Below are 22082 nucleotides of genomic sequence, written 5' to 3'. Positions count from 1 at the left end.
ATGTTCTGAACTAAATTTAAAATGCATTAAAAGAGAAAGATTATGACGAAGACAAAAACATTCCCCGAACAAAAACAAAATCTCCCTGGCAACGAACATATGATGAAACCGGAACCAGAGATCATTAGAGAAAATTATGCTGGAAGCGGTAAACTACTAGGAAAAACCGCTTTTATAACCGGTGGTGACAGTGGCATTGGGCGAAGTGTTGCCATACATTTTGCCAGAGAAGGTGCTAATATTGCCATTGTTTATTTAAAGGAAGACAAAGATGCCCTTAAAACGAAAGAAATGATAGAAAAAGAAGGCCAGCAATGCCTTTTGATAAGTGGTGATTTAAAAGATGAGAAGTTCTGCAAATCGGCGATTAAAAAATGTCATTCTACTTTTAAGAACATCAATATTATAGTGAACAACGCTGCAGTGCAATTTCCCGAAAAAGAATTGGAAAAGATTACAACCGCCAATCTTCATAAAACTTTTGAAACCAATATTTATCCGTATTTCTATATTACACAAGCCGCACTTCCCCTTTTAAAAGAAGGTGATGTGATTATCAATACGACTTCTGTAACTGCTTTTCGTGGCAGCGAACATCTGGCAGATTATGCTAGTACAAAAGGTGCGATTGTAAGTTTTACCAGATCGCTTTCGGGCATGCTGGCTAAGAGAAAAATAAGAGTTAACGGCGTTGCGCCTGGACCAATCTGGACTCCGCTTATCGTGGCAACTTTTGATAAATTATCTGATTTTGGAAAAGATAATCCGATGGAAAGAGCCGGACAGCCTTCTGAAGTTGCGCCTGCTTATGTATTTCTGGCTTGTGAGGACAGTAGTTATATTACGGGGCAGTTTATTCATATAAATGGTGGTGAATTGGTTGGTGCGTAGTTTTTTTAACCGCAAAGAGCGCAATCCCGATAGCTATCGGGATACGCAAGGGTCGCAGAGTTTTTTTAAGTTTATTATGTTTTAATCTCGCAGAGTCGCAAAGACGCTAAGTTTTTTTTTATTAAAGAAACATAAAAATCTGCTAGAATCCGCCAAATCTGCGTAAGACAAAACTTTCCGTCTCCGCGACTTTGCAAGAACCAAAAAACTCAGCATCTCAGAAACTTAGAAACTTAGAAACTTAGAACCTCAAAAAAATGACCTTTATAGACATCATCGGACTTTTTGCTGGAGCTTGTATTACCATTTCCACAATTCCGCAGATTTTAAAAGTTTGGAAAACCAAAAAAGTAAAAGAGATTTCGCTCAAAATGTTTTCAATACTAACTTTCGGAATTGCGATATGGATTGTCTATGGCATTTTGAAAAGCGACTGGCCAATTATTATCACTAATGGAATTTCACTTTGTTTAAATCTTATTATGGTATATTTTATTCTTCATTATGAAAAAGAATAAGTTTATAAAAAGAAAAAAACAGCCCGTTTGGAGCTGTTTTTTTGAAGTATATGTCAGGCTTTTTAGCTAGCTAATTTCTGGTTGTACGATTTTAATTCCAATTGATATTTTTGTTTGAGTGTTCGCGACTGTAAACTTCTACGGATCATCTGCAACGGCATTATTACAGTCGAAACACTTAAAGTTGAAAGTTTTTTGATTTCGTTTATTTGTTTGGAAGCAAAATTCAAAATCGGATTAAACGTGCTTAAATAGTTGTAACTATGCTGTGCTATTTCCAATTCTAAAACTTCTCTTAATATATTTCTCATCATCAAATAACGAACTGTTCCTTTTTTCGGAATGGTTTTCAATTCCTCAAACTTTTGTTCGATTTTATGATTCTCAGTTCCAATGTAAATGTAATTACCAGACTCATTTGTAAATATCTTTCTGATTTCAGAAACAAAATTGTTCTCTTCATTATTTACCATTGTAGGCATTCCAATTAAAGAAAACTGAATGTGTTTGTGACTATCAAAATACATTACACTATTGATAGACGAAGAATTACTCATGATTCCCGATTGATTTTTATTCAAACCTTTTACATCACCATTCGCACCAAAACTGTGCTGTACATTTCCTTTCTCACAATACACAAAAAACACTGGTGTAAACGGATTAGATTCAATACTTAAGTTAACATCTTCATTAAAAGTAAAATCAAAATTGAGATAAGTCATTTCTTTTTCAAAACGAACACCGGTAATACTTCCTTTTGCCCATCTTGATTTAAAAGTCAACTTATATTCATTGGCAGAAATTATTAATTTACCGCCAAAACTCTCTTTAAAATTATTAAAGACAGCATCAAATCCTCCAGTATTTATGTAAAGTTTTTTCATTATATGGTTTTTGGTTGAACAAGTGAGTTAGTAATTATTTACGTACAAAAACTAACCTTGGTTTTTATCTTAATTTCTATACTTCAAATTTCGTTCATCTTGTCAATCAATTTCTTATACAATTTCGGAGAGATATTTCATTATTTTAAGTTGCTAAGATTTTGAGATACTAAGATGCTAAAATTCCGAGATGCAAAAGAGTTAAAATCTTAAAAAACTTAGTCCCTTAGAATCTTAGCATATTAGAAACTTATAAAAAAAGCAGCTGCCTCAAATAAATTTGAAACAACTGCTCATCAGCAAAATAAAAATATCAATCTATTTTTACCTATTTATGTAAGTTCGTTTATATCGGCATTTTTAGAATAATTGGCTTTCGGAATATCTTTAAAGAATTCTGCTTCCTCTAAATCCGCTGTAGGGCCATAACCTAATAAATGAGTTCCTTTTCTATTGTCTTTCGTTTCGATTACATATAAAATTGACATATCGTCTGGATCACTCATTCCTTCGTAACGGTGATGCGCTACTATAAAAATATCTTCAGGCTTGTAAGCAATTTTAGTCTCTGAATCAATTAAATTGTCATTTTCAAATATATAGTTAACGGTATATCCTTCCTCCTGATACCTTTTTATATAGTCTGTTTCGTGTTTTGAATCTTCTTGTTTCATAGTCTTTATTTAATCTGTTTATCAAATTTCCGTATTGAAACGAGATAAAATTAACTCTAACGATTTTAATCGTAGCTCATTCAAAAATCAAATGAAAATAGATTTTATTTTTTATTAATTTTAACTATGCCTTACTCTGAGTAAGCTTTTTTTATACGACCTTTAGAATTATTACACGACGACAAATACCCTTTTTTAATGAATAATAATTATGATTTTTTGGCAAATGGAGGAGAAATGGGAGAACTTACCCGAGCCAAAGATTGGAGCAAAACACCCGTTGGACCAGTAGAATTTTGGCCTCAGAGTCTTCGTACTACTTTGGGAATTTTATTAAATTCTAAATTTCCAATGTTCTTGTTTTGGGGTTCAGATCATATTTGTTTTTATAATGATGCTTATCGCCCAAGTTTAGGAAACGATGGCAAACATCCTGCAATACTTGGCGAAAAAGGAGCCGATTTCTGGTCTGAAATATGGGATTTTATTCAACCTTTAATCGATCAGGTTTTAACTCAAGGAGAAGCTACCTGGCATGAAGATCAATTGCTTCCTATTTATAGAAACGGCAAAATGGAAGATGTTTATTGGACTTTCAGCTACAGTCCTGTAAACGATGAAGAAGGAAAGACTTCGGGTGTATTAGTCATTTGTAATGAAACTACCGAAAAAGTCCTAATCAATAAAAAACTCAAAGAAAGCAACGAGCGCCATTTAAACAACATTATGCAGGCTCCAAATGCGATGTGCATTTTTAGAGGTTCCGACTATACTATTGAAATTGCCAATAAATTAATGCTCGAAATTTGGGAACGAAAGGAAGAAGAAGTACTCCATAAACCCGTTTTTGATGCTCTGCCTGAAGTTCGTGACCAAGGTCTAGAAGAAATTTTAAAAAATGTTTATACGACTGGAGAAACTTTTACAGCTCAAGAACTCCCTGTGAAATTGTATCGAAAAGGCAATATCCTAACTCATTTTATCAATGTAACTTATGAAGCCTTAAAAGAATCCAACGGTGAAATCTCTGGAATTTTGGCTGTTGCTAATGATGTTACGCTACAGGTCAACGCACGAAATGCAGTTGAAGAAAGCGAAAAAAGGTTTAGAAATACCGTTAAACAGCTTCCGCTTGGAATTGGTATTTTAAAAGGAGAAGAACTTATTTTGGAAATGGCGAATGCGACTTATCTTCATATTATTGACAAGAATGAAAGTGATGTTATCGATAAACCCATTTTTGATTCGGTTCCAGAAGCCAAAGAAACTGTTTTTCCACTATTAAAGACTGTTTTTGAAACGGGCGTTCCTTATTATACTGATGAACTTCCTGTAACATTAAACCGCTATAATACTGAAGAACTGGGTTATTTTAATCTAGTCTTTTATCCGCTGAAAGAAAATGATATTATTACGGGGGTTATCGTCGTAGCTTATGAGGTAACTGAGGAAGTAAAAGGAAGACATCTTTTGACCGAGAGTGAAAAAGCTTTTCGAAATATTGTGATGGAATCTCCAATTGCAATGGCAATCTTTAGAGGAAAAGAACATATTATCGAAATGGCCAATACTACTATGATGTATACCATTTGGCAGAAAGAAGAAAAAGATGTTATTGGAAAACCTTTATTGGAAGTTTTTCCCGAATTGACCAATCAAAAATATCCTGAATTATTAGACGAAGTTATCAGTAATGGAAAAACGATTCGCGAAAACGAATCAATTGCTTATGTTGATATTAAAGGAAAACTAAAAAAATTCTATCTCGATTATGAGTATACGCCTCTATATGAAAAAAACGGTAAATCATCTGGAATTATGGTCACCGTTAATGATGTCACGCCAAAAGTTAAAGCCAGAAAAAAACTGGAAACTGCCGAACAAAGATTGCGATTGGCTGCCGAAATTGGTGAAATTGCTATGTGGGATTTAGACCTCAAAACCAAAAAGCTAATTTATAGCGATAATCTACTGGATCTATTTGGTTTTGAAAAAGACAAAAAGTTGGTTCACCAAGATATTAGAAGTAGAATTCTTCCTGAAGATGAACCTATTATAGAGGAAGCTTTAACAAAGGCTTTTAAAACTAGTATTTACAGATATGAAGCCCGTATTTTAAAATTAGACAATACCATCAGCTGGATAAAAGTGCATGGTAAAGTTTTTTTTGACGAAAATAAAGAACCGGCCAAAATGATTGGAACGGTCATGGATATTACTGTCGAAAAAAACAACCAGCAGGTTTTGGAAAAAAGCGAAAAGAAATTCAGACTTCTTGCTGACTCTATTCCACAGCAAATCTGGACAAGCGATTCAATTGGAAATCTAAATTATTTCAATGAAACTTTTTATAACTTTTGCGGATTTTCGAAAAAAGAAATTGAAAAAAACGGCTGGCTTCAGGTAGTGCATCCTGATGATCGGGAAGAAAATGTAAAACTCTGGATGGAATCTGTAAAAACAGGGCATGATTTTCTTTTTGTACATCGTTTTAAACGGTATGACGGCGAATATCGTTGGCAATTAAGCCGTGCAGTGGCTCAATTAGATGAATCTGGTAAAATTTCGATGTGGGTTGGAACCAGCACTGATATCGAAGACCAAAAAAACTTTACCAACCAGCTGGAAGAACAAATTATTGATCGTACAACTCAACTCGAAATTCAGAATAGAGATTTGGTTAATATGAATATCGAACTTCAGTCTTTTGCTTATATTTCGAGTCATGATTTACAAGAACCTCTACGAAAAATACAAACTTTTGCCAGCCGATTGAACGAATTGGACGATCAGAATATTTCGGCGAATGCTAAAACCTATTTGTCCAAAATTGAAATATCAGCAAAAAAAATGCAGGCTCTTATACAAGATTTATTGACTTACTCACGTGCCAATTCTGCCGATCGGGTTTTTACTACCGTAAACATAAATGATATTGCAGAAGATGTGATTAGCGATTTTTCGGATCGAATTGAAGAAAAGAAAGCCAAAGTCGAATATCATGATTTAGGCGAAGCCACGCTGATTCAATTTCAATTTAGACAGCTATTACATAATTTGGTAGAAAATGCTTTAAAGTTTTCCCGAAATGGTATTCCGCCAAGAGTACAAATCTCGGTTACAGAAATTAACGGCAGTACTCTTCCAAATGCCGAATTTAAAGATAAACTGTATCATCATCTTAAAGTCTCAGATAACGGAATTGGCTTTGATCTAGAATACAAAGACAGAATCTTTGAGGTATTTCAGCGTTTAAATACGGAAAGCGAATTTAAAGGAACCGGAATTGGTCTTGCAATTGTAAAGAAAATCGTTGAAAATCACAAAGGATTTATTACGGTTTCCAGCGAAAAAGACAAAGGATCGACTTTTAATGTCTTTATCCCTGATTTATCGTGAAATTAGAATTTGAAAACAAAATTAGATTGGGTTGGAACAAATTTATCCCACTCGACCTGAATCGCATGCTCTATAGATTTGATAATATCACTCATCAAAATAGGTTTTGTTATGAAGGCATTTGCGCCTAGAGCTCGGCATTTCTCAATAATACTAGGTTCACTTGATGTAGAATAAATTACAACAGGAATATCTTTTTTATATTCTGCACTTCTTAACTCTTCTAAAACGTCAAAACCATTTTTACCAGGCATATTCAAATCCAAAAATACCACATAAGGTGTCGTTGGGGGATTAAAAATAGCATTTAATAGCTTCTCGCCTCCTGAATACGTCTGCAATTTAATTTCTCTAGGGATCGAATCTACTGCGTCAGTAAAAATGCTGATATCATCTTCATCATCGTCAGTATAGAATATAGTGTAATCAGCCATTGTATTTTTTTTTCGAGTGTAAATTTAATCAGTCCAAATATAGGGTATTTTTTCCGGAAAGCCGTAATTTAAACTTAATTCCTACAAAACCTAATAATTGAAATCTCATAATTTATAAGTCTAATTGTATAATTAGAAAGAGGATAAAAATGCCAACTTTGTTTTTATAAAACATCAGACAAACAATTGTTTGTCAAATAAATACAAACTTTAAAACACAATATCATGGGAGATCATAAAGACCTTAGAGACGAATTTGCTGTCGACAAAATTAAAGATCTGGCAGAGCACATCAAAACATGTATGTTTTGTACGTATAACGAATATAGATTGCAATCAAGACCAATGTCTGTACAAAAAATAGATGATTTGGGACAACTTTGGTTCTTATCGGACAGAAATAGCAGTCAGAATGCAGAGATTTCATTAAATCCAACCGTAGAAATTTTCTTTTCTGAACCGCACGATAAATTTCTTACGCTTCACGGAACGGCAAGTATTTCATACGATCGAGAAACAATTAAAGAATTATGGAGTCCGGTGGTAAAAGTCTGGATGCCTGGCGGTGAAGATGATCCGAATTTAAGTGTGATTAAAGTAGTTCCAGAAGATGGATATTACTGGAACAATAAAAATGGAAAAATGGTTGCCATTGCCAAAATGACTGCTGCTTTGGTTACGGGGCAAACGATGGATGATGGAATTGAAGGAACTTTGAAGCTTTAATAGCTGGAGTGGTTTAACCGCAAAGTTCGCAAAGAACAACTACAAGGTTCGCAAAGTTTTATACTCAAAACTTTGCGAACCTTGCTTTTATATAGGACTTCTCAAAAAAAACTTTGCTCCCGATAGCTATCGGGATTGCGTAACTCTTTTGCGTTCTTGGCGGTTAAATTTACTCTAAACATGCATTCGTTTTAACTCTAATGCATTCAAAATACCAGCCTCGCTTGCTGTGTTATTAAAATAAATAAATCCTTTCTTTTTAGAATCAATTGCAGTATGTATATCTGTTAATTCACCAGTAGAATAACTGGAATGAAACATCTTTGGAATTCCGTGAAACCTAATATATAGTAAAGGAAAATCTATAAATATCGTCTTCGGGAGATTGGGATGACTCACACTGCAGAACGTGATATTGTTTTCTTTAAAAGAATTCCAAACTTCAGCATTCCACCAGCTTTCATGACGAAATTCGATTACATTCTGAAAGTTGTAATTCAAAATACCAATTATGCTATGTAATTTTTCTCTGCTAAAAGCATAGCTAGGCGGAAACTGGAATAAAATGGCACCCAATTTTTCTTTCATTCCGTTTTGGCAAATGCTATAAAAATCATGTAAAAGACCTTCACAGTCTTGAAGTTTTTTGATATGTGTAATTTCTTTTGGGACTTTAATTGAAAACAAAAATACTTCCGGCGATTTATTGTACCAATTCTGAAAAATTTTAAGCGTTGGAAACTTATAAAAACTGCCATTAAACTCATAAGTGCTAAAATGCTGGCAGTAAAAATTAAACCATTCTTTTGAGGGTAAACTCTGTGGATAAAATACTTTCTTCCAAAAGCTGTTGTAATAACTAGAGCAACCTATTAAAACTTGATTTTTCATATGTATAATTCTTGACAATTAGTACAGAAAAAACTGCTGCGTTTTCGGTCTCCAGTCTGTTTTTTAAGAATAGGAAGATTGCATCTTAGACAGATACTTTTAGTATAAACTTCCCAATGCTGTTTGAGTTCAAATTTCTTTTTCCAATACAAAAATTCAAAACTATAAGTCGAACATTCGGCAATAATCTGACTGATATCATTTGGCGGAATTTTTCCAATTATAGATTCTGGGTGAATATAACAGCGATACAAAACTTCGTTTTTAATGATATTTCCTACTCCTGCAAAAATGTTTTGATCCAAAATTGCATCACAGATCATTTTATCTGGCATTTCTCCTAAACTGATTTGTGCCTTTTTGGGATCCCAACTTTCATTCATTACATCGACACTCCAATCGTAGTGAGAATTAATATCGCCTTCTAAGAGTTTAACGGAACAGGTGTAAAAATTGAGTTCTCCATTTTCAAAAACTAGACTTAAACGTGGCGTAGATTCTTTACGTTCGTTAACTCTATAAGTGCCAAACATCAGCATGTGAATTTTAACAGTAAAAGAATCAAAACAAATTAAAAAATGTTTACCCCAGGTTTTAAAGGCATTAATAGTTTTATCTTTTAGTCGGGAGACATCAATACTTGCATCTCCAGAAACAGAAACGACTTTCTTTCCAGTAAATTGATGTACATCTTCTTTTAAAATCACTATTGAAGGACCTTCAGGCATATAATTCTTTTTAGGTTTGTAGAAAAAAGTGCAGTCCGAAAACTGCACTTATAAGTATATTTAATTTTTTATTCAATTTCTGCAGCTTCAAGGTTTACTGCATTTACTGCGACTTCAGTCAAAATTTTATCTGCACCTTTTTCTTCATCGAGTGTCTGTTCTAAAAGTGTTGCTGCTTCCGGCAGTCCAAGAGTTTCTGCAAATTGTCTTAAAGTACCATAAGTTGCAATTTCATAATGCTCAATTTTCTGACTCGCAGCAATAATAGCCGCATCACGTACCACGCCAATTTCGGTTTCTTCCAGCATTCCTTTAGCTTCTTCAATAAGACCTTCCATAGCATCGCATTTTTTGGCTGTTGCTTTTTTACCAATAATTTTAAATACTTCCTCTAGACGATTAATCTGTTCTTCGGTTTCGGTTAAATGATTGTCAATTGCATCTTTCAATTCTACTGAAGAAGCATTTTTAACCATTGTTGGCAATGCTTTGGTCAAAGCTTTTTCTGCCCAATAAATATCTTTTAAACCGTCTTCAAATAATTCTGTAAGTCCCGAAGCTGCATTCGATTTTGGTTTTGTAACTCCTCTAGGCGTTGTTTCCTTTGCAGTGGCTTTTTTACTATTCGTAGTTTTCTCTGTAGTTTTCATGGTAATAATTTTTATGATTAATAAGATGATAAAATTACTGTCTGGAAAATCAGACTGGTTATATTATTTTACCTTTAAATTTCATTCTAAACATCTGTTAATTATACAATTAACCAAGACAATCGTATAAGGGTTCCTAAATTATTCAGTATTAAATTTGAACATATAAATTACTAAAATTGAATATCATGGATACTACAGATAAAAGAAACAGCACCTTTCCTAAAGATCCAGGAAATCCAAATACTACAGACAGAAACACTGTAATGAATGAGGAACTTTATGACTTAAATACGGAAAGAACCCAAAGTAGTAATGCTGAAGATGCAGAGCGAGGATATACGGTTCGAGACGGCCATAATCCGAATAAACCAAATCCTGATGAAAAACTTAATGGTTATGATGATGATGATTTGGATGATTTAAATGACGATTTTCATAATGACAGAGATTTAGAAGATACCGATGACGATGTCTATGAAGTGGTTTTGGAAGAAGGAGAAGAATTTGACGATGAGTTTGATGACGAAGAGGAATACATTGAAGAGGATTTAGATGATGAAGTTGAAAACGACGAATTTGACAATCCTGCTGATACATTCGAAAATGACTTCAATGAAACCGAAGATGTTTTAGAAGATATCGACGATGATGATGACTACGAAAACAACAATTATGTCGAAGACGATGTCCAGCGTCAAAAGAAAAGAAATAAATTTACAAAAGAAGACCAAAGAAGGTTTTATTAATTGAAACCAAAAAAGCCGTTAAGTTCAATTCTTAACGGCTTTTTATTGAGTTTAAAATTCAATTAATCACCAATAATTTTTAATACTGGGATATCGTCCATTCGCGACAGGCGTTCTGCCAGACCTGCTCTCGCTTCATCAAGTTCCTGTTCTGCTTTGCCTAATTCTATATACCATTGTTCCTTTCCTTTTGGAGAAGTCTCCAACTTTCGGATAATCTCATAGATTTCGCCCTCAGCTTCCATCACTTTTAATCTTTTATAATAAGTCAAACTTTCGGTCATGTGGGCAAGTGCAATCATCGCTGTTAAAAAAGGATGATTATTGGTCACATTCACATCTTTTACTTTGCCGTGTTCCAATTCTACTTTTAATGCAAAAGCAAATTCTTCCATATTAAAAGCTTCGTGTTTGCTTTTCGGATCTAAATAGGCTTTAATCGCATGTACATTATTCATCGTCGAAAGATCAACATCTGTCTTTTTACTATTTAAATCTTTAAAAACTACGTTTGCAATTGCTCTGGCTTCGGCAATTGTAGGATCGTTTTTAGGATTATCAAAGTCGCGAACCGACCAATCCCAATTTTTAGGATGAACAGGTTTAATGTATTTTTCACAAAAATCTGTTACATCATTTTTTAGGCTTACCATCTCATCATCCCTTTTAATATAAACATCCTGATAAGCACCGCTTTTTGTTCCCATGATTGATATTTTTTTCTTTATTGAAACCACAAACGACACATTATCGAAATAAATGTGTCGTTGTAGTTTGTTCTTTATTTTACTGATATTCTTCTTAGACTTTCGATCTTCCTGAGATTAAAGAAATAATAAATAATACTAAAAATATGAAGAATAAAATTTTAGCAATACTAGCAGCTCCAGCGGCAATTCCGCCAAAACCAAATATTCCCGCCACTATGGCTAGAATAATAAAAATGACTGTCCAACGTAACATAATAATAGTTTTTTAGTTAATACTGATTTTGTTTGTATTTCAAATTCAAAGCTTTTAAAGAGATGCAGTAACTCTATTTTTTTATTGACACGGTGATTCTAAATCGATTTGATAATTCTGGATCAATTCAGAAAAAGCGGTTTCTGTTTTAGTAAAATATTTTTTTGTGCTTCGGCTTTTTTTCGCTTTATCAAAATACTTCTGAATAGTTCCGTCTTCGTATGTTGATATTAAAAGCGGATGAACGTAATAATCTTTACATACTTTTCTTGTGTTTCCTAGTGCTTCAGCGGTTAAATCAAAGGCTGTCAAAATGTTTTGTTTGATTTCTTTTTCATCGGACGTAATACCCATTTCCATCAAACTTTCAAAAAAAATAATTGATGCCGCCCATGTTCTAAAATCCTTTGCACTAAAATATTCACCTGAAATGTTGTGCAGGTATTCATTTACCATATGACTGTCCAACACTTTCTTTTCTCCGTTTTTATCATAATATTTAAAAACTTCCCAACCTGGAATTTCTTCACAACGACTGACTAATTTTATCAATTGCTTGTTTCTTGTTGTAATGGTATGAAGTTTTCCTTTTTTGCCAATAAACTCAAACCGAAGCGAATTTTTATTTATATTGATATGACGCTTTCTTAAAGTAGAAAGTCCATACGATTTGTTGTCTTTGGCGTATTTTTCGTTTCCAATTCTAATATGCGTTTCTTCCATTAATCGAATCACCAAAGCCGTAACTTTCTCTTTAGACCATTCTTTCTTTCCTAAATCAATATCAACTTGCTTTCTAATTGACGGAAGTTTAGCTCCAAATTCGGCTATTTTGTAAAACTTAGTCTGGTTTCGAATCAGGTTCCATTTTGGATGATAACGATATTGTTTTCTTTTTTTGTCGTCTACGCCAACCGCCTGTAAGTGTCCATTTGTGCAATCTGCTATTCTTACATTTTCCCATGCAGGTGGTAAAACCAAACTATTTATTCGTTTTAATTCTGATTTTGATTTTACATTTCTCCCATTTTTTTTATAGACGAAATCCTCACCTTCACGACAGCGTACAATGGTCAGCTGATTATCATTTACATACTCCAAATCCAGTTTTTCGATCACGAGATGTGGCGCTTTTATCAGCTGATTCATTAATAATTCTTTTCTGGCTGCGTTCATGGTATTTATATTTTTATCACATCGATAAAATGAATTGAATTTTAATTATTTCTAAGAGACTCAATAAGTCCTTTTTTGTTCATGTACGATCTTCCTTTGATTCCGACTCTTGATGCTTGCTTCTGAAGCTCTTCTTTTGTCCATTCCTCATAAGGTTTCGCTTTTCCACCCTTTACTCCTGCATCGGGAGTGTTGGCAATACGAGCTGATTTTTCTTTGCTATATCCCTTTTTAACAAGTGCTCTATATTGCTCTTCGTTTTTAATTCTTGGATCTGGCATGACTTTAAATTTTAATGGTTTGTATTTTTAAAATCTTATAATACAAAGTTCCCCCATAAGCGAAAGAATTTCGTTACAGAATTTTTGTTGGAAATTTCATATTTGTGGGATGGGAATTGTGAAAGGCTGGATATAAAAAAATCCCACTCATTGTAATGGCGGGATTCTTTTTGTAAAAGCTATAAAAATCAAATTATGATATTATTCCAGTTTGCTTCTAATAGCTGACATAATCTCTTTATAATTGGAAAAATTATCAGGTGAAATTATCATGGTACTATTGTCATCTAATTCCAAAATAGTCAAAGTATAACCATCTGTAAGATGACCTGATTTAGTTTGCATCCTTATTTTTTTATTTTTCAAACCAATAATAGATGTGAAAGGGATTTTTTCTTTACGTCCAGATATGAAAAATATTTTTTCAATTTCCTGATTTGTAACGATTAGTTTGAAAACATTAATTAAATCCAATGCTGCAAAAAAGAACAAGACCAAAAACACAGACGATATAATAAAAACAGGGTTTTTACTAAGTTGCGAATATTGTGAAATACTATTTAAGCATAGATATAATGTAAAAATAAAAAGTAAAAAACCGATTCCAATTCTTACCCAAAATAGTTTTCTAAATTTCGATCTAATTTCCATAAATACCTTATAACTAACTCCAAATCATATCAATTACAACTCTATTTCCATTAATCTTGACTCTTCCGCCATAAGCCCCTTTTTTAGGATGAATTTCATAAATAATTGTTCCGTCTTTTACTTTTATTTTACTGTTTTTAAATCCTTTACTTTCCTGCATCCATTTTTTTATCTGTGAATCAGAACAAGTAAATTCAATTATAAACTGTCTGGTAAACATACTTCCTCTCTTTTCCAAATGTGTAATATCGGCATCTTTGGGAAGTTTTTGCAACTCTCCCCAACTTAAAGTCGCTTCGATAGCTTCTTCTCTATACCAAGGCATAACAAATGGAGAGAAAAAATTAATATAAAAGCAAAAAACTCCAAAAAAGAAAATTCCGAAAAAAATCTTAGCACTCTTCGTCATAAATTAATCACATTTAACTTTTTTTAATTTACCCAGTTTTGTATCTAACTTGAAACAATTTCTTTTTAGAAGCACCATTTTATTGTTGACTACTTTATACTCAGCTTCAGTAACACTAGTTCCTGCACAACATTGGTTATGTTCGTAGATTTTTTTATTTTTACTATCAAACTCTAATGAAGAACCGCTGAAACTACTTTCAAAATATTTTCCTGTTTTGGGATTGTACAAAAAATACAAACTCGAAGTATTTGGGCCAGCGGAGCCTCCTTCATAAACAGAAAAATCTTCAATTCCATCAAAATTGTAATCATCAATACTAATGTTTCCTATTCCTAAAAGCTGGCATTCTACATCGAATTTCTGAATTAGCTTATCTGTTTTCTTTTCATAAATCTTCACTCCTTTCACTTTCGGTTCGTAATCCTCTTTTTGTTTAGAAAGTACTAATTTAAAATACTTATCCTTAAAAGAAACCCGCTGCAGAATTTCCCTTTCTTTCTCTTCCATATCATATGCCAGCTCGACATCAAAATCCTTAATCAGTCTTATTGTAAGTTCTTTACCTGAATTTAAATCTTTCCAAATTCCATTTAACTGACTACTTTTTGCATTATAATTTTGAAATGTCAGACTAGCAGTAGCTTTATCGTTTTTGTCTTTTTCTGTAAAAACCAAAGTTTTGCCCTTTAGTTTAGCATCTAAAGCAATTGGAGTATCAAAATTAGTGTAGGCGTAAATTCCAGAGCCTACTCCATCTGAATAAACATAGGTGACAAACTCTATTGGATATTTATCAATAAATCCAGAATAGGATATTTGAGCTGAAAGCAAAGTTGTTGTTAGAAGAAATAGTAAAGTAATTTTTTGTTTCATGAAGCTTTATATATAACCACAATAATAGTATTTTAACCTAATAAACTATAAAAGTAAACCTCTTTATTCAATGCCTGAATTTTCATTACGTCAAATAATTTAAAATATAAATTTGTTACAGCAGGACTAATAACAAATTTCCCTTTCAGAATATTTATGCTATTTCTAAGCAAAGAACCTATTTCAACATCATTAAATTCTATTTCGCATTTTTGTGCATTTTCAAGTATTCTTTTTTCTAATTCAATTATATCTAAATTTTCAATTTCATCTACATTTTCTAATGCTAATTGATAAAACTTATTAGTTGAAATAGCTACACTTTTGTCCTGTTTTTCTATGAATCTCATGAGATAAATTAAAGTTTCGAAATACAATTGTTTATTTTTTACATCCGAAACATAATTAGTATATTCTGTATAAGTATTACTTTCCATTCTAATTTTATTGCCTATAAAATCTTCTCTGTAATTAAGCGTCTTTTTTACCCCAAACTCTTCGTTTCTAATATCTACTTTAATATTTTGAGGTTCATTGTTTTCTGGTTTGTAATTTAACAACTCTTGATTTGTTGTTGGCTCTATTTGCTCAAATTGCTCATCCTCTTCTTCTTGATTTATAGTGCCTTTGATACCCGCATAAAGCGTTTTAATTCCAATTACAAATAGAAAAGCAGACAATAAATATTTCCCAAACAGCTCACAAGCCACTGACATAGCGCTATTATCATTGGTCATTAATTTACCAAACAATCTATAGGAATACACTCCTAATCCAGTAATAAAAATTCCTAATAAAATTTGTTTGCCTTGACTCTCTTTTTCATTTCCCATAATGCTGATTTGTATTGGTTTAGTTACTTTTAGTTTTACTCTATTTTGGTTACAAGCAAAGATTATTATTTATAATGTATTTTCTTTACGTGAAACCGTATGCTAGCTATTTTTAATTCAAATCATATAACGATCTCAAAAAATCTTGTAAGACATTCCTCAAATTTATAGAATAATTTTACACCATAACATTTAAACCATACAATCATGAAAAAGTTATTATTAGCCGGAAAAGCAATTTTAGGAGCAGGATTAATTATTTTATTTCTTCAATCTTGTAAAAACGAAACCAAACAAGAAGATCCAAAAGAAGTGGCAGAAGATGCAAACGAGGCTAAATTTGATTCAATTGACAGCAAAGAAGATGATTCTGAATTTTTAGTAGATCAGGCAGAAATTAATTTAGCTGAAATCGAAATAGGAAAACTGGCACAAAGTAAAAGTACCAATCCAGAAGTGAAAAAATTTGGTAAAATGCTTGTTGATGAGCATACTAAATCAGCTTCAGAGGTAAGCGCTTTAGCAAAAGCAAAAAACTTTACTTTACCAACTTCTCTAACAGAAGAAGGTCAGGAAGAATATAAAAAGCTAAACGAAAAATCAGGTGTAGATTTTGATAAAAAATTTGCAGATATGATGATCGATGGTCACGAAAAAGCAATTAATAAACTTCAAGATGCCTCAAAAAATGCGGTAGACGAAGATGTTAAAACGTGGGCATCTAACAGTATTGCGGGTTTAACAGCACATTTAGAACATGCTAAATTGCTAAAGCAAAACCTAGACAAAAAGTAAAATAAATTTAATTGGTTATTATTTATTTGAACAGCAAAGATTCTGAGTAGATTTTTTTCACAATTTAGTTCTAAACCCCTCAGATCTTTGTTAAAAAACCCCTTAAGAGTTGAATTGCTTAAGGGGTTTGTTTTTTAGATGCAAAGGTGCTAAGTTTTTCTTAGAGACTTAGCAGCTAAGATTTTCAGAAATTTAGATCTTTAATTCTCCTCCGATCATTTTTCCTTTAAAGAATACGCCTTCTCTTTTTGGAAGTCGGGCAACCGCTTCAGCAGAACAGCTTGCTTTTACCAAAATAAAATCGGCATCGTTTCCTTCTATTGGCCAGGTACGTGTTCCTGCATCATTAAGCGGTAAAATTTCATCTTTTGTGGCAATATGTAAGGCACGGCTTAAACCAAACTCATCTGTCCATCCATAAAGCTGTGCGCATAATTTTGCTTTTTCTAGCATATCGCAGGTTCCAAATGGCTGCCAGTGATCGACAATACTGTCTGTTCCTGTCATAAGCTTTACACCATATTTTTTCAGGGTCGGAATAGGCATAATGGTTCTTCCCATCGGAATGGTTGAAATTACGCTAATTCCTAAATTCCCCATCTGTTCGGCAATTTTCTCCATATCTTTTGGTTCCATTCGGGCCAATGCAAAACCGTGGCTGATATAAGTTTTTCCTTGTAGTTCCTTATTTTCTTCTGTCTTTTTTATAATGTATTCAATTGCTGCTTTACCAGATGGCGGCGATTCATGCAAATGGATATCAATCCCTTTTTTATTATCCAGTGCAATCTGAAACATCGTATCCAGTGACTTTTCCATATTCCCATCAACACTTGTTGGATCGAGCCCTCCAATAAAATCAACTCCCATTTTGGCTGCTTCTCGTAATAAAGGTTCTGACTGAGAATATAAAATTCCATGCTGCGGAAAAGCAACAATTTCCCATCCAAAACTATCTTTGTTATTTTCTAATGCGGCTAAAAGATGTTCCAAACTTTTCAATCCGCTAACTGGATCGATATTACACTGGCATCTCGCAAAATAACTGCCTTTACTCTTCATCAATTGAATGGCTTCTTCTGCTTTACGCTGCGAATCGGTTAATAATTGTGGAATGATTTTTTGCTCCAGCGTAATCATGTCTTTTACCGTATAGCCTTTTCTAGGTGCTGCATTCCAAGTCCCTCCATAATACGTTTTATCAATATGAATGTGCATATCTCTCAAACCTGGGAGCATCAAAAGTCCTTTTGCATCAATAGTTTTTAGCTTTAAAGTTGCCTTACCCGAAGTTATATTTTTGATTTTTCCATTGGCAATATGCAGACTGTATAGAGACGTTTTTGTTGCCACAACTTCATTTTTTTCGTTGTATTCAAAACCGTCCTCCAATCGTACATTGCTTAAAATGTATTCTCCTGAAGTTTTGTTATCTTCCGTAAAAGGCAAAACTTTCGAAGCTGCATTTGCTCCAATTCCAGAAAACAATGCTGCGCCAGTTGCAGCTGCGCCTAATCCTAAAAATTTCTTTCTGCTTATCAGATTTTCTTCCATAACTAAATTTTACATTTTCAATACTGCTTCAAATTTATATTGAAGATCATGTCTTGCAAAAATCGTTTACAAACCGAAAATAGAACGGTAATATTACGGATAAGGATGGTAAAATTTATAACTTTCTTTAAAATCGCCTGGTGTTTTTCCAGTGTACTTTTTAAAAACTTTACTAAAATAGGTATTGTCATTGAAGCCCAGCTGATAAGCAATTTCCTTTATCGATAAGTCGGTACTAGTTAGAAGTCTTTTGGCTTCAAGTATCGTTCTATATTTTATTACATCTCCTGCTGGTGTTTTTAAGTATCTCTGCGAAAGCATATTGAGATAATTTGGCGTTATGTTCAACTTTTCTGCATAAAAATTCACAGAAGACTCTTTGTTAAAATAAAGATCGATTAAGGCGTTAAAGTTTTTAATTATTTTTTCTGGCTTAGAAGACGAATCATGCTCTGGAAATTCAAGCAAATATTCCTTCTGAAGTAGTTTCAGTAATAAATGCAAACGAAGCAAAGTAATTTCTTTTGTAATCAAATCATTTTCAGAAACCGTTTTTTCTATTTCATGAAGATGATTTTCAAATTCTTGAAATTTACTTTGGTTTAACGAAAGACAACATGGAACACTTTGTTCAAAAAAAGAAAATTGCATTAGATTCGAGAAAACCGTAATTATTTCAGGTGAAAGCATGAGTTGAAAACCAACCGTATCGACATTTAGAAGCCAATTATGAACTTGTCCAGGGCGAACAAAATAAACTTGATGATTTGCAACTTCATATTGAGTAAAATCTACATTATGAATTCCAGATCCTTTTTCGACAAAGAAAACCAAATAAAAATCATGCTTATGAGGTTGTTCAAATGTATTTCGTCCCTTTACACTATGACGAAATAAAGTGATACCCAAAGTTTCTTCTCCAAGTATATTTCCAACAGATAATATAGGAATCGATTCTTTATTCAAAAAACTTTACTTTTGATTTTTAAAAAAGATGCTGCGTTACTAAGATGCTAAGATACTAAGTTTTACTCAGAAACTTAGTATCTCGAAGCCTAGAACCTTAGTAACTCAGCATCTCAGAATCTTATCTCCCCACTGTATTTTGCAAATGCTGTGGGTATCTCGAGCCTTCGATTGTAATTTTTGAAGCTGCTTCTGTTAATTCTGCAACATCTTTTGCTGAAAGCTCTATAGTAGCTGCACCAAGGTTTTCTTCTAATCTATGCAATTTAGTTGTTCCTGGAATTGGTGCAATCCAAGGTTTTTGAGCTAAAATCCAAGCAAGGGCAATTTGTGCATTTGTTACTCCTTTTTCAAAAGCTATTTTGGTAATTAAGTCAACAATAGTTTGATTTGCCTTTCTGGCTTCAGGAGCAAAACGAGGCAGTGTATTTCTAAAATCTGAACTGTCAAATTCCGTATTTTCATCAATTTTTGCAGTTAAAAAACCTCTTCCTAATGGACTGAAAGGCACAAATCCAATTCCAAGCTCTTCTAAGGTTGGGAAAATTTCTTCTTCCGGTGTTCTCCACCAAAGCGAATATTCGCTCTGTAAGGCTGTAACAGACTGGACAGCGTGCGCGCGACGAATACTTTCAGCTCCAGCTTCCGAAAGTCCAAAATGTTTCACTTTTCCTTCCTGAATTAAATCTTTTATAGTTCCTGCAACCTCTTCGATTGGAACATTTGGATCTACACGATGCTGATAATACAAATCAATTACATCAGTGTTCAATCTTTTTAATGAACCTTCTATACTTTTTCTAATCCATTCTGGACGGCTGTCTAACCCTTTTTTAGAATCTCCTTCCAAAAAACCGAATTTAGTTGCAATTACAATTTTATCGCGAAAAGGAGCTAAAGCTTCTCCAAGCAATTCTTCATTAAGAAATGGTCCATAACATTCGGCAGTATCAAAAAAAGTAATTCCTTTTTCATAAGCAGAACGCAAAAGACTGATCATCTCTTTTTTGTCATGAGCAGGACCATATCCAAAACTCATTCCCATACAGCCCAGTCCCAAAGCAGAGACTTCCAAGCCACTATTTCCTAGTTTACGTGTTTGCATTTTTTCTTTTTTAGTTACAAAGATTCAAAGGGACAGAGAGACAAAGGTTTCTTAGCAAAAACCTCTGCAAGTTTAAATCCCTGTCACTTTAAACCTAGTTTTAAATTCTTTTGAATTAGTTTGACAAAAGCTCAAAGATTTCTTAAAGAAAAACCTCTGAACCTTTGTTACTTTGTCACTTTGAACCTATTTCAAAGACTCCATATCAATTACAAAACGGTATTTGACATCACCTTTTAATAATCTTTCATAGGCGTCGTTTACATCATTAACACCAATTACTTCAACATCTGAAGTAATGTTGTGTTCTGCACAGAAATCAAGCATTTCCTGAGTTTCTTTAATTCCTCCAATTAGCGAGCCCGAGAAACTTCTTCTTCCTAAAATCAAACTGAAAGAGGTTACAGGAAGCGGATCCATTGGTGCACCAACCAAAGTAAGCGTACCGTCAACTTTTAGTAAATTTAAATAAGAATCGATATTGTGTTCCGCAGAAACGCAGTCTAAAATAAAGTTTAAACTTCTGGCATGTTGTGCCATTTGCGTTTCGTCTGTAGACAATACAACCTCATCTGCTCCAAGACGTTTTGCATCATCAGTTTTAGATAATGAAGTTGTAAAAACCACTACATGAGCTCCCATAGCTTTTGCTATTTTGATTCCCATGTGTCCAAGACCTCCAATTCCAACGATTCCTACTTTTTGACCAGGGCCAACTTTCCAGTGTTTTAATGGCGAATAAGTGGTGATTCCGGCACATAATAATGGCGCTACAGCAGCAAGATTTAATTTATCTGAAATGTGCAGAACGAAGCTTTCATCAACCGTAATACTTTGAGAATAACCTCCGTAAGTTTGTCCTCCTAAATGTTTATCCGGAGAATTGAATGTCTGAATATTTCCTTCATCGCAGAACTGTTCCTGATCATTTTTACAATGTTCGCATTCTCTGCAAGAATCTACCATACAACCTACTCCTGCCAGATCGCCAACTTTGAAACCTTTTACATGTTCTCCTACTTTTGTAATACGACCCACAATTTCGTGTCCGGGAACGATTGGATAAATTGTTCCATGCCATTCGTTTCTAGCTGTATGTAAGTCTGAGTGACAGATTCCGCAGTATAAAATTTCGATTTCAACATCATGTGCCTGTACTGCTCTTCTTTTAATATCTAAGGTTTGTAATGGTGCTTCGGCTGCTTCTGTACCAAAGGCTTTAATGCTTTTTGTTTCCATTTTTTTTATAATTTGTTTAGTTTTTTGTTTCAAGTTTCAAGTTTCAGGTTTCAGGTTTCAGGTTTCAGGTTTAACCGCAATCCCGATAGCTATCGGGAGCAAAAGTTTACGCAAAGCACGCAAGAAAATAAAACTCTGCGACTTCGCGACTTTGCGAGATTTATGCATCAAGCAAAAAAACTTAGAATCTCAGTATCTTAGTCCCGATAGCTATAGGGATAGCAACTTTACTAGAAACTACTTAAGAGAAAATACTCTCCATCAGTTACAGCTTCCATCCAGACACCGTGTCCTTTATCCACTTCTGTAATAATAGCTACATAAGAGAATTTATCAAACGGAGTGGCACCGTACCAGTGCTCTACACCTGGTAAAATAGTTACAACTTCATCTTTTTTAAGCATTCTCACTGCACTTCCTCTCTCTTGGTAATAACCACTTCCTTCTTTCGTAATCAGCATATGCAAGCCTGCATTACTATGCCAATTACTTCTTGCACAAGGCTCGAAAGTCACTTCCTTTACAACAGTGTTTTCTGGGTGAATATCACTGGTTTGTTTTTTATAGGAAACGTCACCCGTCATATAGGTGTTCGGGACTTTTCCTTCTTCGATAACGGCTGAATAATTTGTTGACATAAATTTACTTATTTTTTGAGTTTGATTTTATTTTAAACTATATATTATT

Annotated in this window: 25 protein-coding genes; 6 read left to right on the top strand and 19 right to left on the bottom strand. The window is 33.6% G+C overall.

Annotation, left to right across the window (positions count from 1 at the left end; translation table 11 throughout):
• Window positions 1-42 precede the first annotated feature (42 nt).
• Both P2W65_RS15200 and P2W65_RS15195 read left to right on the top strand, forming a co-directional pair.
• Window positions 43-891, top strand: coding sequence for an SDR family oxidoreductase (locus tag P2W65_RS15200; RefSeq protein ID WP_289658713.1), 849 nt, complete (start codon window positions 43-45; stop codon window positions 889-891).
• A gap of 257 nt (window positions 892-1148) precedes the next feature.
• Window positions 1149-1409 carry a SemiSWEET family sugar transporter gene (locus P2W65_RS15195; RefSeq protein ID WP_289658711.1) on the top strand — a complete coding sequence of 87 codons (261 nt, stop codon included), beginning with the start codon at window positions 1149-1151 and terminating at the stop codon, window positions 1407-1409.
• Window positions 1410-1471: 62 nt separating this feature from the next.
• On the opposite strand, the gene P2W65_RS15190 is transcribed toward P2W65_RS15195, so the two are convergent.
• Complete coding sequence (locus P2W65_RS15190; protein WP_289658709.1) at window positions 1472-2296, bottom strand: hypothetical protein; 825 nt, start codon at window positions 2294-2296, stop codon at window positions 1472-1474.
• Between the two features lie 332 nt (window positions 2297-2628).
• The gene (locus tag P2W65_RS15185; protein ID WP_289658708.1) at window positions 2629-2970 is read right to left on the bottom strand and encodes a hypothetical protein; all 342 of its coding nucleotides are present in this window, start codon (window positions 2968-2970) and stop codon (window positions 2629-2631) included.
• 198 nt (window positions 2971-3168) lie between these two features.
• Here P2W65_RS15185 and P2W65_RS15180 point away from each other — a divergent pair, with 198 nt between their 5' ends.
• Entirely contained in the window at window positions 3169-6369 is a 3201-nt protein-coding gene (locus P2W65_RS15180) for a PAS domain S-box protein (RefSeq protein WP_289658706.1), read from the top strand.
• A 2-nt stretch (window positions 6370-6371) separates the two neighbouring features.
• On the opposite strand, the gene P2W65_RS15175 is transcribed toward P2W65_RS15180, so the two are convergent.
• Window positions 6372-6803, bottom strand: a complete 432-nt coding sequence (locus P2W65_RS15175; RefSeq protein ID WP_289658703.1) for a response regulator — start codon at window positions 6801-6803, stop codon at window positions 6372-6374.
• A gap of 225 nt (window positions 6804-7028) precedes the next feature.
• On the opposite strand from P2W65_RS15175, the gene P2W65_RS15170 reads away from it, so the two are divergent.
• Entirely contained in the window at window positions 7029-7529 is a 501-nt protein-coding gene (locus P2W65_RS15170) for a pyridoxamine 5'-phosphate oxidase family protein (RefSeq protein WP_289658701.1), read from the top strand.
• Window positions 7530-7703: 174 nt separating this feature from the next.
• Here the strand turns inward: P2W65_RS15170 and P2W65_RS15165 are convergent, their stop codons facing one another.
• From P2W65_RS15165 to P2W65_RS15155, 3 genes are all read right to left on the bottom strand, one after another.
• The gene (locus P2W65_RS15165; RefSeq protein ID WP_289658699.1) at window positions 7704-8420 is read right to left on the bottom strand and encodes a DUF72 domain-containing protein; all 717 of its coding nucleotides are present in this window, start codon (window positions 8418-8420) and stop codon (window positions 7704-7706) included.
• Window positions 8417-9148, bottom strand: coding sequence for a DNA-formamidopyrimidine glycosylase family protein (locus P2W65_RS15160; RefSeq protein ID WP_289658698.1), 732 nt, complete (start codon window positions 9146-9148; stop codon window positions 8417-8419). Before P2W65_RS15160 ends, P2W65_RS15165 begins: the two co-directional genes overlap by 4 nt.
• Window positions 9149-9216: 68 nt before the next feature.
• Entirely contained in the window at window positions 9217-9798 is a 582-nt protein-coding gene (locus tag P2W65_RS15155) for a YciE/YciF ferroxidase family protein (RefSeq protein ID WP_289658696.1), read from the bottom strand.
• 188 nt (window positions 9799-9986) lie between these two features.
• Between P2W65_RS15155 and P2W65_RS15150 the strand changes: the two genes are divergently transcribed.
• The gene (locus P2W65_RS15150; RefSeq protein ID WP_289658694.1) at window positions 9987-10547 is read left to right on the top strand and encodes a hypothetical protein; all 561 of its coding nucleotides are present in this window, start codon (window positions 9987-9989) and stop codon (window positions 10545-10547) included.
• Window positions 10548-10609: 62 nt separating this feature from the next.
• Here the strand turns inward: P2W65_RS15150 and P2W65_RS15145 are convergent, their stop codons facing one another.
• From P2W65_RS15145 to P2W65_RS15110, 8 genes are all read right to left on the bottom strand, one after another.
• Entirely contained in the window at window positions 10610-11254 is a 645-nt protein-coding gene (locus tag P2W65_RS15145) for a DUF5661 family protein (RefSeq protein ID WP_289658692.1), read from the bottom strand.
• 94 nt (window positions 11255-11348) lie between these two features.
• Window positions 11349-11510, bottom strand: a complete 162-nt coding sequence (locus tag P2W65_RS15140; protein WP_091496826.1) for a DUF1328 domain-containing protein — start codon at window positions 11508-11510, stop codon at window positions 11349-11351.
• Between the two features lie 81 nt (window positions 11511-11591).
• On the bottom strand, window positions 11592-12686 hold the full coding sequence (locus P2W65_RS15135; RefSeq protein ID WP_289658690.1) for a DNA topoisomerase IB: 1095 nt from the start codon (window positions 12684-12686) through the stop codon (window positions 11592-11594).
• A gap of 41 nt (window positions 12687-12727) precedes the next feature.
• Window positions 12728-12967 carry a DUF7218 family protein gene (locus P2W65_RS15130; protein WP_179003443.1) on the bottom strand — a complete coding sequence of 80 codons (240 nt, stop codon included), beginning with the start codon at window positions 12965-12967 and terminating at the stop codon, window positions 12728-12730.
• Between the two features lie 201 nt (window positions 12968-13168).
• Complete coding sequence (locus tag P2W65_RS15125) at window positions 13169-13618, bottom strand: hypothetical protein (protein WP_289658687.1); 450 nt, start codon at window positions 13616-13618, stop codon at window positions 13169-13171.
• Between the two features lie 13 nt (window positions 13619-13631).
• On the bottom strand, window positions 13632-14027 hold the full coding sequence (locus P2W65_RS15120; protein WP_289658685.1) for a hypothetical protein: 396 nt from the start codon (window positions 14025-14027) through the stop codon (window positions 13632-13634).
• Window positions 14028-14030: 3 nt separating this feature from the next.
• Window positions 14031-14903 carry an XAC2610-related protein gene (locus tag P2W65_RS15115; protein ID WP_289658683.1) on the bottom strand — a complete coding sequence of 291 codons (873 nt, stop codon included), beginning with the start codon at window positions 14901-14903 and terminating at the stop codon, window positions 14031-14033.
• A 32-nt stretch (window positions 14904-14935) separates the two neighbouring features.
• Window positions 14936-15736: a hypothetical protein gene (locus P2W65_RS15110; protein WP_289658681.1), complete on the bottom strand. Its 801-nt coding sequence runs from the start codon at window positions 15734-15736 to the stop codon at window positions 14936-14938.
• A 207-nt stretch (window positions 15737-15943) separates the two neighbouring features.
• On the opposite strand from P2W65_RS15110, the gene P2W65_RS15105 reads away from it, so the two are divergent.
• Window positions 15944-16531, top strand: coding sequence for a DUF4142 domain-containing protein (locus P2W65_RS15105; protein ID WP_289658680.1), 588 nt, complete (start codon window positions 15944-15946; stop codon window positions 16529-16531).
• A gap of 192 nt (window positions 16532-16723) precedes the next feature.
• Here P2W65_RS15105 and P2W65_RS15100 read toward each other — a convergent pair whose 3' ends face one another.
• The 5 genes from P2W65_RS15100 to P2W65_RS15080 form a co-directional block, all read right to left on the bottom strand.
• Complete coding sequence (locus tag P2W65_RS15100; protein ID WP_289658678.1) at window positions 16724-18085, bottom strand: amidohydrolase; 1362 nt, start codon at window positions 18083-18085, stop codon at window positions 16724-16726.
• 93 nt (window positions 18086-18178) lie between these two features.
• Window positions 18179-19051, bottom strand: coding sequence for an AraC family transcriptional regulator (locus P2W65_RS15095; protein ID WP_289658676.1), 873 nt, complete (start codon window positions 19049-19051; stop codon window positions 18179-18181).
• Between the two features lie 121 nt (window positions 19052-19172).
• A complete protein-coding gene (locus P2W65_RS15090; RefSeq protein ID WP_289658674.1) occupies window positions 19173-20156 on the bottom strand; it encodes an aldo/keto reductase in 984 nt (327 codons plus the stop codon).
• 186 nt (window positions 20157-20342) lie between these two features.
• Entirely contained in the window at window positions 20343-21395 is a 1053-nt protein-coding gene (locus P2W65_RS15085; RefSeq protein ID WP_289658672.1) for an NAD(P)-dependent alcohol dehydrogenase, read from the bottom strand.
• Window positions 21396-21625: 230 nt separating this feature from the next.
• Window positions 21626-22033, bottom strand: a complete 408-nt coding sequence (locus P2W65_RS15080) for a cupin domain-containing protein (RefSeq protein WP_289658670.1) — start codon at window positions 22031-22033, stop codon at window positions 21626-21628.
• Between the last annotated feature and the right edge of the window lie 49 nt (window positions 22034-22082).

This window comes from Flavobacterium panacagri (assembly GCF_030378165.1).
In the GTDB taxonomy this organism is placed as follows: Bacteria; Bacteroidota; Bacteroidia; order Flavobacteriales; family Flavobacteriaceae; genus Flavobacterium; species Flavobacterium panacagri.
The sequence above is the reverse complement of the archived record's forward strand: the minus strand, read 5'-3'. Positions and strand labels throughout refer to the sequence as shown.